The sequence below is a fragment of the Allobosea sp. CRIB-10 genome (assembly GCF_900112185.1).
In the GTDB taxonomy this organism is placed as follows: Bacteria; Pseudomonadota; Alphaproteobacteria; order Rhizobiales; family Beijerinckiaceae; genus Allobosea.
In genome coordinates this window covers 154,965-169,748 of record NZ_FOKP01000011.1, presented here as the reverse complement: position 1 = coordinate 169,748, position 14,784 = coordinate 154,965, and the positions used below count along the sequence as shown (strand labels likewise).

8 protein-coding genes are annotated in these 14,784 nt (G+C 64.9%); 5 read left to right on the top strand and 3 right to left on the bottom strand.

The annotated features are described in order from the left end of the window. Positions 1-361: 361 nt before the first annotated feature. Both BMZ69_RS15785 and BMZ69_RS15780 read left to right on the top strand, forming a co-directional pair. Positions 362-853: a (2Fe-2S)-binding protein gene (locus tag BMZ69_RS15785; RefSeq protein ID WP_092158208.1), complete on the top strand. Its 492-nt coding sequence runs from the start codon at positions 362-364 to the stop codon at positions 851-853. Next, the gene (locus BMZ69_RS15780; RefSeq protein WP_092158205.1) at positions 850-4,374 is read left to right on the top strand and encodes a molybdopterin cofactor-binding domain-containing protein; all 3,525 of its coding nucleotides are present in this window, start codon (positions 850-852) and stop codon (positions 4,372-4,374) included. The genes BMZ69_RS15785 and BMZ69_RS15780 overlap by 4 nt, the downstream gene beginning before the upstream one ends. Before the next feature lie 81 nt (positions 4,375-4,455). Here the strand turns inward: BMZ69_RS15780 and BMZ69_RS15775 are convergent, their stop codons facing one another. Together BMZ69_RS15775 and BMZ69_RS15770 are read right to left on the bottom strand one after the other, a co-directional pair. Beyond that, positions 4,456-5,784 (bottom strand): esterase-like activity of phytase family protein, encoded by a 1,329-nt coding sequence (locus BMZ69_RS15775; RefSeq protein WP_244543391.1) that lies wholly within the window; start codon positions 5,782-5,784, stop codon positions 4,456-4,458. Positions 5,785-6,049: 265 nt separating this feature from the next. Beyond that, positions 6,050-6,364 (bottom strand): tetratricopeptide repeat protein, encoded by a 315-nt coding sequence (locus BMZ69_RS15770; RefSeq protein ID WP_092158201.1) that lies wholly within the window; start codon positions 6,362-6,364, stop codon positions 6,050-6,052. A 74-nt stretch (positions 6,365-6,438) separates the two neighbouring features. Here BMZ69_RS15770 and BMZ69_RS15765 point away from each other — a divergent pair, with 74 nt between their 5' ends. Next, complete coding sequence (locus tag BMZ69_RS15765) at positions 6,439-6,660, top strand: hypervirulence associated TUDOR domain-containing protein (RefSeq protein WP_244543384.1); 222 nt, start codon at positions 6,439-6,441, stop codon at positions 6,658-6,660. Between the two features lie 58 nt (positions 6,661-6,718). Here BMZ69_RS15765 and BMZ69_RS15760 read toward each other — a convergent pair whose 3' ends face one another. Beyond that, positions 6,719-10,159 (bottom strand): class I SAM-dependent DNA methyltransferase, encoded by a 3,441-nt coding sequence (locus BMZ69_RS15760; RefSeq protein ID WP_092158196.1) that lies wholly within the window; start codon positions 10,157-10,159, stop codon positions 6,719-6,721. A 142-nt stretch (positions 10,160-10,301) separates the two neighbouring features. On the opposite strand from BMZ69_RS15760, the gene uvrB reads away from it, so the two are divergent. Both uvrB and BMZ69_RS15750 read left to right on the top strand, forming a co-directional pair. Next, on the top strand, positions 10,302-12,962 hold the full coding sequence (gene uvrB, locus BMZ69_RS15755; RefSeq protein WP_092158194.1) for an excinuclease ABC subunit UvrB: 2,661 nt from the start codon (positions 10,302-10,304) through the stop codon (positions 12,960-12,962). A gap of 85 nt (positions 12,963-13,047) precedes the next feature. After that, positions 13,048-14,316 (top strand): RelA/SpoT domain-containing protein, encoded by a 1,269-nt coding sequence (locus tag BMZ69_RS15750; RefSeq protein WP_210188032.1) that lies wholly within the window; start codon positions 13,048-13,050, stop codon positions 14,314-14,316. Positions 14,317-14,784 lie beyond the last annotated feature (468 nt).

Here is a 14,784-nt window from a genome sequence, read left to right as displayed (position 1 = left end):
GGGCTTGGTGTCCCTCAGGGCTGTCGGTCTTCCACCTGCCACCGCAACCGCTGGTATAGCAGATGAGGCAAAATGAGAGTTACAAGGTGTTCGGACTGTAAACGTTGGCCTGAACCCGACCGCGCGGTGAGCGCTCGCCGAACTGGTAGACGGCCTACACCTCACCCTGCCCTCTCCTGCAGGAGAGGGTTCCCCGCGCCTTTCTCGCTTAGGTCGCGTTGCTACGGTACGACGTGCCTTCACGCAGAAATCCCGCTTGCAGCGCACTCCGATTTATCCTTATTCTCATTCGTATACGAACGATCTCGGTGGCCGTGACGATCAGGACGATCAGGCGCGCCTCGCCCCGCTTGGGCGAGCCATGAGGACGGCGACGCGTTTTTCGCTTCGCGTCAACGGCGCGAGCCATGAGGTCGCGGGCGAAGCCCAGACGCCGCTGCTGTTCTTCCTGCGCAACGACCTCGCGCTCAACAGCCCGAAATTCGGCTGCGGCCTCGGCGAATGCGGCGCCTGCACCGTGCTGGTCGACGGGCAGGCGGCGCGGGCCTGCGCCTTGCCGGTCAGGTTGGCTGAGGGCCGCGAGATCGTCACGCTCGAAGGCCTCGGCAGCGTCGATGCCCCGCATCCGCTCCAGCAGGCCTTCATCGACGCGCAGGCGGCACAATGCGGCTACTGCATCTCCGGCATGGTGATGACCGCGAAAGCCTTCCTCGACGCGCAGCCCGGTCCGAGCGAGGCGGAGGTGCGCGAGGCGCTGCGGCATAATCTCTGTCGCTGCGGCACCCATGTCGAGATCGTCAAGGCGGTCCTGCTTGCCGCCGAGCGCGGCCGGCAGGACGCGGCGGCGTCATGAGCGAGCCCCTGTCCCGCAAGGCACTGTTGAAGCGCGCCGGGGTGATCGGCGTGGTCGCGCCGCGCAAGGGGGCAACTGCCGACGCCGCGCCCGAGGACGGGCTCGACCTGCATGTCTGCCTCACGGCGGAGGGCCGCGTCCTCGCCTTCAACGGCCATGTTGATCTCGGCACCGGCATCCGCACCGCGCTGGCGCAGATGGTGGCGGAGGAGCTCGATTTCCCCTTCGAATCGGTCGAGATGGTGCTCGGCGACACCGCCGATACGCCCGATCAGGGCGCGACCATCGCCAGCGAGACGATCCAGGTCACCTCGCTCGCGATCAGGATCGCGGCGACGCAAATCCGCGCCAGACTGATAAGTCTTGCAGCTGCGGCGCTGAGCTGCGGCGAGGACGTGATCGCGCTCAGCGACGGCGTGATCTCGCGCAAGGGCGAGACGGCCCAAGCGATCGCGCTCGATACGCTGCTCGCCAATGAGCGCATCCTGCTGCCGCTGGCCGGGAGCGCTGAGTTCAAACAGGTCGACCATCACAAGCTCGTCGGCCGTTCGGTCGCCCGCGTCGACATCCCCGCCAAGGTCACCGGCAGCTTCGCTTACGTCCACGATGTCCGCGTGCCCGGCATGCTGCATGGCCGGGTAGTGCGCCCGCCCTATGCCGGCATGGATGCCGGCGATTTCGTCGGCAGGAGCCTGATCGGCGTCGATCGCGCCTCGATCGCCGATGTGCCCGGTATCTGCGCTCTTGTGGTAGAGGGCGACTTCATCGGCATCGTCGCCGAGCGCGAGGAATGGGCAGCGGAAGCCGCGCTCAAGCTGAAGGCGCAATGGCGCGAGTTCACCCCGCCTGACCTCTCCGATCTCGGCCAGGCGCTGCGCACCCATCCCTCGACGCCGAGGCTTCTCGCGGAGGAGGGCGACGTCGACGCGGCGCTTGAGAACCTGGAGACGCGCCTCGACCGGACCTATGTCTGGCCCTACCACATGCATGGCTCGATCGGCCCGTCCTGCGCCGTCGCCGATGTGCGCGCGGACCGCATCACCGTCTGGACCGGCAGCCAGAACCCCTATCCGCTGCAGAACGACCTCGCCGTGCTCACCGGCCTGCCGAAGGAGCGGATCGACGTCATCCGCTTCGAGGCCGCCGGCTGCTATGGCCGCAATTGCGCCGACGACGTCGTCGCCGACGCGGTGCTGCTGTCGCGCGCGGTCGGCGCGCCGGTTCGGGTCCAGCTCACCCGCGAGCAGGAGCATCTCTGGGAGCCGAAAGGCGCGGCCCAGCTGATCGACATCAAGGGCGGGCTCGGGCCGGGCGGCTCGCTGAAGGCCTACGACTTCCACACCTGGTACCCGTCCAACGCTGCCCCGACGCTGGCGCTGCTGCTGACCGGCCGCATCCCGAACCAGCCGGCGACGCTCAGGATGGGCGACCGCACCGCGCTGCCGTCCTACACTTACGAAAACATGCGGCTGACGGCCTACGACATGCCGCCGATCGTGCGCGCGTCCTGGCTGCGCGGCGTCTCGGCCATGCCGAACGTCTTCGCCCATGAGAGCTATATCGACGAGCTCGCGCATGCGGCCGGGGTCGATCCGGTCGAATTCCGCCTGCGCCATATCAATGATGAGCGCGCCGCCGAGCTGACCCGCGCCACCGCCGAGCGGGCGAACTGGCAGCCGCATGTCGGGCCGCGCATGGAGCAGGACGGCGACATCATGCGTGGTCGCGGCTTCGCCCAGGCGCGCTATGTCCATGGCAGCTGGCCGGGCGTCGGCGCGGCCTGGGCCGCCTGGGTCGCCGATGTCGCGGTCAATCGCACGACCGGCGAGGTCACGGTCAATCGCGTCACCGTCGGCCAGGACACCGGCATGATGGTCAACCCCGCCGGGGTGACCCATCAGATCCACGGCAATGTCCTGCAATCGACCAGCCGGGTGCTGCGCGAGGAGGTGACGTTCTCGCAGACGACAGCCGTCGCCAGCCGCGACTGGGGCTCCTATCCGGTGCTGACCTTCCCTGAATTGCCGGCGATCGACATCATGCTGATGGATCGCCAGCATCTGCCGCCGATGGGAGCGGGCGAGTCGGCCTCGGTCCCGAGCGCCGCGGCGATCGTCAACGCCGTCTATGACGCGACCGGTGTCCGCTTCCGCGAATTGCCGCTGACGCCCGAGCGCGTGCTCGCCGGCCTCAACGGCACGCCATTATTGAAACCGCCGCCGCGCGTGCCGGCCAGGCGCCTGCCCTGGTGGAGCAAGCTCCGCGCGGCCGTGGCCGGCGCCGCGACCTTCGCCGCGGTCTCGCTCGCCTTCGCACCGTCGATCGCCCCGATCGCCCGGCCGGACCCGTCGACCTGGTCGGCGGCGACGATCGAGCGTGGCCGCCAGCTCGCGGCGCTGGGCGCCTGCGCCACCTGCCATACGGCCAAGGACGGCGTGCCCTATGCCGGCGGGCTTAGGTTGCCGACGCCGTTCGGCACGGTGATGACCACCAACATTACGCCCGATGTCGAAACCGGCATCGGCAGCTGGTCCTATGCCGCTTTCGAGCGGGCGATGCGCGCCGGCCTGCACCGCGACGGCCGCCAGCTCTACCCCGCCTTCCCCTATCCGAGCTTCGCCAAGGCGAGCGAAGCCGATCTGCAGGCGCTCTATGCCTTCCTCATGTCGCAGCCGGCGGTACGGCAGGAGAACGAGCCGAGCAAGCTCACCTTCCCGTTCAATCTGCGCCCGCTGCTGGCCGGCTGGAACCTGCTGTTCAACCGTGGCGGTGAGCTGAAGCCCGATACCGCCCGCTCGGCCGAGTGGAATCGCGGACGCTATCTCGTCGACGGGCTCGGCCATTGCGGCGCCTGCCACACGCCGCGCAACGCACTCGGCGCCGAGAAGGGCGGCAGCGCCTATCTCGCCGGCGGCGAGGCGGAAGGCTGGGAGGCGCCGGCGTTGACCAAGCTCTCGGCCGGACCGATCCCGTGGAGCGAGGCCGAGCTTTATGCCTATCTCAAGACCGGTACCTCCCGGCATCACGGGGCAGCTGCGGGACCGATGGCGCCAGTGATCGCCGAGCTCAGGGAGCTGCCCGACACCGATATCCGGGCGATGGCGACCTATCTGGCTTCCCTCAGCGAGCCTCTTCCCGCAGCCGAGGCCGAAGCGGTGGCGGCGCGTATCGAACAGCAGACGGCGCGGGCCACCAATCCCGCGACCTCGCCGGTCGCGCGGCTCTATGAGGGCGCCTGCGCCGCCTGCCACGAGACCGGCCGCGCCGCGCCGCTGCTCAATGCAGGCCCGATGCTAGGCCTCTCGTCCAAGCTCCATGCCGCGACCCCGGCCAACCTCGTCAACATGCTGCTCGAAGGCGGCCAGCACGGCATCGGCTCGATGCCGTCCTTCGCGACCGCGTTCGACGATCGCCAGCTCGCCGAGCTCGCCGCCTATCTGCGTGGCCGCTTCGCACCGGATAAACCGGCCTGGGGCGGCATCGAGAATGCGATCGCGCGGGCACGCAAGGCGGGCCACTGAGCGCCGAACCGTCATGAAAAACCCCTCTCCTGCGAGGAGAGGGGTCGGGATTGTCGGCGCAATTCGGCCCAGGCTCGCCGCTCACTTGGCCGCGAGCAGTTCCTTGACCGAGAGCAGCACCAGCTCGTTGTCATCCGCCTTCTTCGGATCGCGCGACGATGAGAACGGCAGGTTGTTGTCGTTGCCGACGACGATGATGCCGCCCGCGAGATCGACCACATCGACGTTCTCGATGGTGAAGAACGGGAAGGGCAGCACGCCGTCGATCGCGCCCTGCTTGGCCTTCTTGTCGGGATCGGCAATCTTCATCAGGTCGATATAGCCGACCTTGTGCACGCTCTTGCCGACATTGGCGTCGGTCATCTCGATCTTGACGATGCGCTTGAACTTGGCGAGGTCGTGGAAGCAGTCTGGGCCCTTCTGGCCGGCGGCGCAGGCCTTGTCGGCGGTGCCTTCGCCGTTGTCCCGCTCGATGATCAGCGCGGTCGTGGCGTCGATCATGTTGAAGTCGCCGATGGCGAGGCCCTTCTGCTCCAGCGGGAAGAACCAGGAGCGGCCGGTCCACTTTTCGGCCTGGACGTCGAATTCGAGGATACGCAGCACTTCCTTGCCGTCGACCTCTTCATTGCCCTTGGTCTCGGCGTTCCAGAGCGGGCCTTCCAGCAGCGGGTAGAGGAAGCGGCCGTCCGGCGACTGCGCCATGCCCTCATAGCCCTTGGAGCGGCGGACATTGAACTCGACCGGCAGGTTCGGCGCGCCCGGCGTGGTCACGGCGTAATGGTCGGGCGAGCGGGCCGGCTTGCCGTCGACGGTGGTCTCGAACACGGCCTCGACCTTGCCGGTGGCGTCGACGCGGATCAGATAGGGGCCGAACTCGTCGCCGATCCAGAACTTGCCGCCGATCGGCTGGATCGATTCCGGGTCGAAGTCGGCGCCGGTCAGGTAGCGCTTCTCGGTGCCCTCGTTGGCGATGCGGAACGGCACCTTCTTGTCGGGATCGTGCAGGAAGGTGGTCGCGGTGCGCTCGATCTTGCCGCCCTCGAAATCAGCCTTGAGGCGGTGGAAGAACAGCATCGCGTCCGGCGAGTTCGCCTTGGCGCCGAAGCCATTGTCGGTCAGCACCAGGAACTCGCCATTGCCGAGCGAACGGATGCCGGAGAAGCCCTGCACCGGCTGGCCGGCGAAGGGGGTGGACAGCCCGGTCGGGCGGCCGCCCGAGGTGCCCATCACCGAGCCGGCCTGCTCGACGCGCTTGCCCGGCGTGGTGAACTTGCCGGAGACCTTGAGGTCGGCCGGCGCATCGGCCGGGGCCGGGATGATGGTGTTGGCCGGCAGCAGGGCATGGCCGAGCAGCTTGGCCGGGAACTCTTTCGGAGCTCCTTGCGGCGCATCCTGCGCGCCGGCGAGCATGGTGGACGACAGAAGCAGGGCGGCGGCGAGGCGCAGACGCATGGGACACTCCGGTTGGGAAGAGCGGGACGGCCCCGCTTCGCGTCCGCAGTTTGCAGTCGCGCGACAGCGCCGTGACGCTTGCGTGACGGCGCTATTTGCCTTCCGCCCTGCGGATCGCCTCGTCGAGATCCTGCCACTCGTGGCAACGGCCGCAGAGCTTGGCGAGTTTTTCCAGATTGGCCTTGGCCGAGGCCATGTCGCCGGTCTCGATGAACCATTCGCCCTATTCCAGCGCCGGCAGATAGGTCGGGTCGCGCAGCAGCGCTGCGTCGTAGAACTGCTTGGAGGCCGGATAGTTCTTCAGCTTGCGCTGCGAGAAGGCGATCCAGTTGAGCAGCACCGGCGAATCCGGCTGGCTCTTCAGCAGGGCCATCAGCTTCTCGATCGCCGGTTCGTAGTTCTTCTCCTCGATCCAGCGCCGTGCCTGGCGATAATCGGGATCCTCGTCGAGATAGGTCCAGTCGGGGCCGACGGCCTGCGCCGCACCGAGCGAGAGAAGCAGCGCGAGCGCGCCGCCGACAAAACCGCTCCGTCGCATCTTGACCTCCCTGCTTCTGGTCGAAACCAAATCATGGCCGCGGCGTTTTCACCAACGGAGCACGGAGCGACGACGTGACGACGACATTGAAGCCCGGCACGAATGTGAGTTGGCGCTGGGGCGCCCATACCGCCAAAGGCCGCGTCGAGCAGGTCTTCACCGAACCGGTCACCCGCACGATCAAGGGCACGGAAGTCCGGCGCAACGCCTCGCCGGACAACCCGGCCTATCTGGTGACGCAGCCGCGCGGCGGCTACGCGCTGAAATCGCACAGCGAGCTCGAGAAGGACGACTGAGCATCTGCCGGCACGGTGGTCGCATCGCTTCGTGGCCTCCACGATGCGAGCGAGAGCGTCAGCCTGTCGCGAGGAAGCGTCGTACGAAGCTTCCACCGCCATCTCTCGTCGAGGCTTCCCCGACGCGGGCGAGCGATATCAGGATCGCACGCACCGCCGACCGCACCTTGAGACCCTGACGGAAGCGCAACGCGACCGCATCGGCGTCGAGCGGCGCATGCGAAGCCGCCAGGATCGCGAGGACGGCTGCCACCCGCTCGACAGGCTGGGCCGGGAAGGCAGGCCTCGTCCTGCCCGCAGCCGGCAGCGACACCAGCTCGGCCGCCTCGATCTGCTCGCCGACCGCAGCGCCCCGCCCGAAGCGTGGGCGCTGATAGTCCGGCCGCAGCCAGCGCATTGTCCCGCGCTCTTCCTCTCGGGCCCGCTCCCGGTTGAGCGCAACCAGCGTCGCCAGGATCGTCTCGTCCTCCGCATCGGCCGGCAGCCCGTAGGCGGCCGCGACGGCCGCGTCGATCGCCTCATGATGCTCGCTCAGGATCAGCACCAGTCCGCGATCGCGGATGTCGGCCTCGGCACCGGACAGCGGCCTGCCGGCGAGGATCGCCTCGCGGACATTGTAGAGCTTGGTCAGCGTCAGGTCCGGATGTCGCTCAAGCACGTCCTTGCGCAGCGCATCGAGCGCTTCGGCCGCTGCGCGGATCGCCTGCTTCTGCGCTTCCTCGATCTCAGGGAAGGGGAAGGGATCGAAGCAGCGCGACTTGGAATAGCGTGGATCGTTTCCGATGCCGAGCCAGCCGCCGGCCTGCAACGCCCAGACGCAATGGACGCGGGAAGACAGTACCCCGAGATGGAAGGCGTCCGACAAGGCGACGGCGACCAGCGTGTTGTCCGGCAGGATGCCGGCGTCGAGAAACTGGAAGACGCGGTGCTTGGCCGTTTCGACGGTCGCGATGTAGCGCTGCAGGCCTGCGAGGGCAGGGCGCAGTTCCTGTCGCGGCTTTCCGAACAGCCACCAATTGGCGAGATAGGAGCGGGCATCGCTTGTCGGTGAGCGTTCGAACTGGGCTTGGCGATCTTTTTCGACGGTCAGGCGCAGGTGCTGGTATACCTCCGGGAAGCGCTCGCGCACTTCGGCGGCGGAGAACCCGAACAGGTCGATCGCCATGACGTCGCGCGAATGCGCCGTCAGGTCGCGGCCATTGCGATAGCGGCGGATATGCTCGTCGAGCCCCGGCCGCTTGCCGAGTCCGAGCGCTTCGGCCTCGGGGGGCGTGACGACGAAGCCGGCGCCGTGCAGCGAGACACCACGAGAGCTCAAGCCTCCGTTCGCACGTAAAGCGATCGTTCGCGTCATGTCAGGGCCGATCGAGAGATCGGGAGCTATCATCCCCTGCCGTTCGCCCACCTCCACACGCGGCTGGTCGGTATCGAGCCCGGATTCCGCGATCACCTCAAGCAGGCGTCCCTGCTGCCGGCCGGCCTCTGCGACCGTCATCGCGATCCGCACGGCTGCCGTATCCTTGCCCGCCTTGGTCCAGGGATGATCGGCGATCGCGAGCAGCAGCGAGATAGGCTTCTTCGCGTTCAGATGCCGCTCGACCACGCGGCGCTGGAACAGTTGCGTGATCGAGTTGGTGGTGACGAAACCGAAGCGCCGGAGCTTCGATCCCGGGCGTGTCAGCAGGCCCGCCGCCCGGTCCCACCAATACATCACATAGTCGGCGCTCTCGTTCATGTGGGGATGCGCGACCCATAGCGACCCGGCATAAAGACCGCCGAGCCGGGCGCGGATGTCCTTGCCGCCGATGAAGGGCGGGTTGCCGACGATGAACTCGGCCTCGGGCCAGGCCGGGCGGCGCGGATTGGGCAGTATCTCTTTGCTGTCACGCCACTGAGGCACCGGCCAGCCATCCCATTCGAGCACGGCGTCGCGTCGATAGATGTGGTCGAGCCGCTGCAGGATCGGCTCGCGTGGGGCATAACCACGTGTACGGAAATGCCATTGCAGATGGCCGATCCAGAGCACGAGATCGGCAATCGCGACGGCGCGCCGGTTCATATCCATGCCGAGGAACTGATGCGGGCCGACATGGCGATCGGCGATACCGCCGAGACGTTCGTGGCTGCCGAGCTCACTGGCCGCATCGAGCACCTCGCCTTCGAGCTTCTTCATCAGCTCCTGCGCGACATGCAGGAAATTGCCGGTGCCGCAGCCCGGGTCGAGCACGCGGGTCTCGCATAGCGTGCGGTGGAAGTCCTCGATCAGCGCCAGCGCCTTGCGCGGACCGCTGGTGTCGCGTGCCTGCTGGGCGGCGGCGAGCACATGGCGCCAGTCCTCGCGCAGGGGCGCGATCACGGTCTCGACCACCAGTCGCTCGACATAGGCGCGCGGCGTGTAGTGCGCACCCAGCCTGGCCCGCTCCACGGGGTCGAGCGCCTGCTCCAGCATGGTGCCGAAGATCGAGGGCTCGACTCCCTTCCAGTCATGCTCGGCGGCGGCCAGCAATTCGCCGATCTCGGCCTTCTCCAGTGCGAAGACGCGGGCATCCTCGAAAAGCTTGCCGTTGAAGCGCCGCATCGTGGTGCGCAGCGTGATCGAGTAGCCGCCCTTGTCCATCACGCGCCACAATTCCTCGACCAGCGGCCGGAAGGCGGGCGGGTTGTCGCGACAATCGCGCAGCAGTGCTTTGAACGAATCTTTCGGGATCAGCTCGGCATCTTCGGCGAACATGGTGAAAACGCAGCGCATCAGGAACAGCGCGACTTCCTCCGGGTCGTGCTCGCGTTCCAGCGCCTTGGAGACGGCTGCGAGACGCTCTGCGATCTCGCGCGTCACCCTGGCCGCATGGCGGGTCGGGTCGAGCGCGAGCGGCTGTTGCCAGATCGCCGCCATGCGCCGGCGCACCTCCGGCTCGCGCAGGTCGTCGAGATAGACCCGGTAGCGCTGTCGGTCCGGGAACTGGACGTAGTTCTTCCCCTGGCCGGTGAAGTCGGCATAGAGCTCGAAGCAGTGCCCGACATCGCAAATGATCAGGAAGGGTGGCCAGCCATGCGCCGCGGGCAGCGCCTTGGCGTAGTCCTCCGCCTGGCGGCGGGCGTTCAGCATCAGCACGTCCCAGCTGCGGTCGGCGCCGCGCCGCCCGCGCGGGCCGGCGGGCTCGATCAGGGCGAGAGAGCCCTGCGCCGGCAGGATCTCCTTGGTCTGGCCCTTCAGCCGGCTCTGCTTGGCCTCGAGCACGAAGCAGGATTTCTTGTAGAGGTCGATCCGGCCAGTGCTGGTCGCTCCTGACGGGTCTCGGAACTTCACCGGATATTCGAAGCGGTAGGTCACCGCCTCGGCGTCGCTGGTCGGCGGCAGCGGCGTCTCGACACCGATCAGCCGGCAGAATTCGGTCAGGAACTGCGCATAAGCGGCGCGTTCCGCCCCTTCCGAAGCGCGCCAGCGCGCAATGAATCCCTCGACCTCGCCGTCCCCCGGCTCGGCCCCGCCCCCCGACATGGCCGCCCCTTCTATGGTTGATTGTTGTTTATGAATGCAACTAGGGCGAGTAGTTTGGTTCCTGTCAACTCCTGTCACCAACGCGGTGCCACCTGCGCCGCGCCCTCTCGCATCCCAGGCAAATCGCGCCCATATTGCGGCCATGCCAAAGAGCACCGATACGACCGCCGCCAAGCCCAAAGCTGCGAAGAAGTCCGCCGCGACCCGCACGCCGAACTCGAAGGCGAGCAAGCCCGAGCTCAAGCCGCTCGACGGCTATCTCGCCGACCTGCTCAACCCGGCGATCAATCGCGGCAAGGCGGTGCCGGGCGGCGCGGCCGGCTTCAGCGATGCGCCGCAGGCCGGCTATGAGCCGCGGCCGGGCGATACCCGCGAGGCGAAGCCGCGCAAGCTTTCGAAGAAGGCCGACTCCGCCTTCGACCCCGACAGCGACAGCGCTGCATCGCTGACGGCGAAGTCGCTGCAGGCGCTGCTGGAGACCGGCAGCCCGTTCATCTCGCCCGGCAAGCCCTGGACGCCGCACCGGCCGGAGCGCCCCGAGAAGTCGGAAGGCGGCATCCGCTTCAAGATGAAGAGCGATTTCTCCCCATCGGGCGACCAGCCGACCGCGATCGCCGATCTCGTCGACGGCGTCCGGCGGCAGGAGCGCGACCAGGTGCTGCTCGGCGTCACCGGCTCCGGAAAAACCTTCACCATGGCCAAGGTGATCGAGGAAACGCAGCGCCCGGCGCTGATCCTCGCGCCGAACAAGACGCTGGCGGCCCAGCTCTACGGCGAGTTCAAGAGCTTCTTCCCCGACAACGCGGTCGAGTACTTCGTCTCCTATTACGACTATTACCAGCCGGAGGCCTACGTCCCGCGCTCGGACACCTATATCGAGAAGGAATCCTCGATCAACGAGCAGATCGACCGCATGCGCCATTCGGCGACGCGCTCGCTGCTGGAGCGCGACGACGTCATCATCGTCGCCTCCGTCTCCTGCATTTACGGTATCGGCTCGGTCGAGACCTATACGGCGATGACCTTCTCGCTGAAGCTCGGCGAGCGCATCGAGCAGCGCCAGCTCATCGCCGATCTCGTCGCGCTGCAATACAAGCGCACCCAGCACGATTTTTCGCGCGGTTCGTTCCGGGTCCGCGGCGACACGGTCGAGCTTTTCCCGGCGCACTATGAGGACCGCGCCTGGCGCATAGGGCTGTTCGGCGACGAAGTTGAAAGTATCAGCGAGTTCGATCCGCTCACCGGCCAGAAGACCGGCGAGCTCGAATTCATCAAGGTCTACGGCAATTCGCACTACACCACGCCGCGGCCGACGCTGAACCAAGCGGTCAAGTCGATCAAGGAAGAGCTGAAAGCCCGCCTCGACGAGCTCAACCGCATGGGCCGCTATTTGGAAGCGCAGCGGCTCGACCAGCGCTGCACCTTCGACATCGAGATGATCGAGGCGACCGGTTCCTGCAACGGCATCGAGAACTATTCGCGCTATCTCACCGGCCGCAAGCCGGGCGAGCCGCCGCCGACCCTGTTCGAGTACCTGCCGGACAACGCCCTCGTCTTCACCGATGAGAGCCATGTCACCGTGCCGCAGATCGGCGCCATGTACAAAGGCGACTTCCGCCGCAAGGCGACCTTGGCCGAATACGGCTTCCGCCTGCCCTCCTGCATGGACAACCGGCCGCTGCGCTTCGAGGAATGGGACGCGATGCGCCCGTCCTCGATCCATGTCTCGGCCACGCCCGGCGGCTGGGAGATGGAGCAGACCGGCGGCGTCTTCACCGAGCAGGTCATCCGCCCGACCGGGCTGATCGACCCGCCGGTCGAGATCCGGCCGGCCAAGCACCAGGTCGCTGACCTCCTGGACGAGGTCAAGGAGGTCACGGAGAAGGGCTACCGCACCCTCGTCACCGTGCTGACCAAGCGCATGGCCGAAGACCTGACCGAATACCTGCACGAGAACGGCGTGCGCGTGCGCTACATGCACTCCGACATCGACACGATCGAGCGCATCGAGATTCTGCGCGATCTCAGGCTGGGCGCCTTCGACGTGCTGGTCGGCATCAACCTGCTGCGCGAGGGCCTCGACATCCCCGAATGCGGCTTCGTCGCGATCCTCGACGCCGACAAGGAGGGCTTCCTGCGCTCCGAGACCTCGCTGATCCAGACCATCGGCCGCGCCGCCCGCAATGTCGACGGCAAGGTCGTGCTCTATGCCGACCACGTCACCGGCTCGATGGAGCGGGCGATGGCCGAGACCAATCGCCGCCGCGAGAAGCAGCTCGCCTATAACGAGGAACACGGCATCACGCCGCAGACGATCAAGCGCGCCATCGGCGACATTTTGGGCTCGGTCTATGAGCGCGACCATGTCACCGTCGACAAGGGCCTGGTCGAGGGGCCGGTCGCCGGCCACAACCTCAAGGCCGCGATCGCCGATCTCGAGAAGCGCATGCGCGAGGCCGCCGCCGACCTCGAATTCGAGACCGCCGCCCGCCTGCGCGACGAGATCAAGCGCCTGCAGGCGACCGAGCTCGCCATCGCCGACGACCCGCTTGCCCGCCAGAGTGATGTCGAGTCCTCCGCCGGCAAATACCGGGGCGAGCGTTCTTATGGAGCCAGCGCCAACCTGCCGACCCGCGCCCGCAAACCGACCGACGCCGACATGGGCCCGCACAACTGGGGCGGCGGCGAGGGGCGGCCGAAGGCGAGCGTGGCGCGGCCACGGAAGCCGACGCTGGACGAGATGGGCCCGGTGCCGGAAGCGCGGCCGAAGGGGGCGCGGGAGAGACGGGGGCGGCGGAGGTAGAATCTTTTGACGACGGATTTGGCTGGCTTCATATTCGCCCAACGTCAATTTTTTGGGCAGCGGCAGCGTATCTGGAGCTTGAGGGTTGATCATCTCGAAAGCAAAAATTGATAAATCGGGCAAGGCTTTAGCGTATTCTTCCGAGTTAACGGAAGAGATTTTGGAACTAGAAGAAATATTTGATTTATATAGAGCAGACCACCTTGAGCCGCTATCCAATACAACTCTCGAATTACAGCAGTGGCTTCATGGCTATGGAAGTACGTATTACATTGCTCAGCGCCTGAAAAGGAAACCGCAGATAATACGAAAGCTCAAAAGATTGAGCGTTCGTCTAACGCAGTTGCAGGATATTGGTGGGTGTAGAATTATAGTTAATTCGAATAGGGATGTTAATGATTTAATCGGCTTTATAAAACAGAAAGTTTCTACCGGCTCTTCCTTTAAATTGCTAAAAATTACGGACTACAGAGAGAGGGGTAGGGACATTACTGGATACCGCTCTGTCCATATGATACTGAGCATGGCGGGCAAGAGCCTTGAGTTGCAGATTCGTAGCCGAATTCAACATTACTGGGCAGAATCGATTGAGAGAACGTCTGTTATTTATGGCCACCATCTTAAAGAGCAAGAAGGAGATAAAGCTGTAATTGAGTATTTTAAAGAACTTTCTGACGTTTTCTACGAAATCGAAAGCGGCAGAGAGCCAAGCATTCAATCTAAGATATCGTTAGATAAACTTCGCATTCAAGCACAAAAACTTATAGAAACGTCTGATAAGAATCGCGTGTTTGATAGCTTTGTTAACGACGACATCGTGAAAACGTTGACTTCTACTCAAGGCGTTTCGGAATCCCTAAATAATTGGATTATTGTATTCAACTGGAATACTGGAATATTTACAACTTGGGAAGAAGTCGGTCGAGAGCCGTCGGAAGCTGTTAGAAAGTATATTTATTATGAAAACCAATTTACTTCGGCAGAAAACTACGAAGTTGTAATGATCGGGTCGTCAGACATCGCGACGGTGAGGCAAACGCACAGTCATTATTTCGGAATTGAAAAATTTGACAATATACTGGAAAATCTTGATAGTACAATAGTTGGATTTCAGACGAGAATGGACATAGATGTTGGAGCTAGACAGATATTAGGAGTATTACAGAGAAGAAAATATTGGGGAAAGAAAGGTATATCTATTGATACGCTTCGAAATCACTTTCTCAAGGATTTGATTACAATCGAATCATCACTGCGATCACTGCGTGACAAAGGCCTTATTAACATGGCCGATTCCCAATCCCCTGTGTCGTTAAACATCAAGAAAAAATCGGAAATCGAATCCTATTTGTGACTCCTGACCCCGCGAAAAGTCCCCATCATGCTCCGCCTTGTGCAAAGCATCCACGTCTGGCGGCACTGACGGCATGCTGCCCGGCGCGGTGCCGGTCGCTCGGGTGCAAAGGCGTGGATGGTCGGGACAAGCCCGACCAAGACGGGGAGGTGAACGCGGGGACAGACCGCCAACTTATCCCCGCTCTCCGAACCTCCCGTATAATGCGGCGCATCCCATCCCCGAGGGGCGGCCGACCGGAGGCATGTCGATTGGCGGGATGGGTGCGGCGCCTGCGGGCGAGGGTTGCGCCTCGCTCCCGGGAGGCTTCGGGAACCGACCTGGGGACACTACGATCCCTGCGCGAGGAGCTCGCTAGACCGCGCCGGCTCAGGCCGGCGCGACAGAAGCGCGGCCCGGAGCTTTCAAATCGCCGCTGGCGGAGCGCCACGGGGCGTGCGGATGGTGGCTCAACCCATCCGCGCCGCT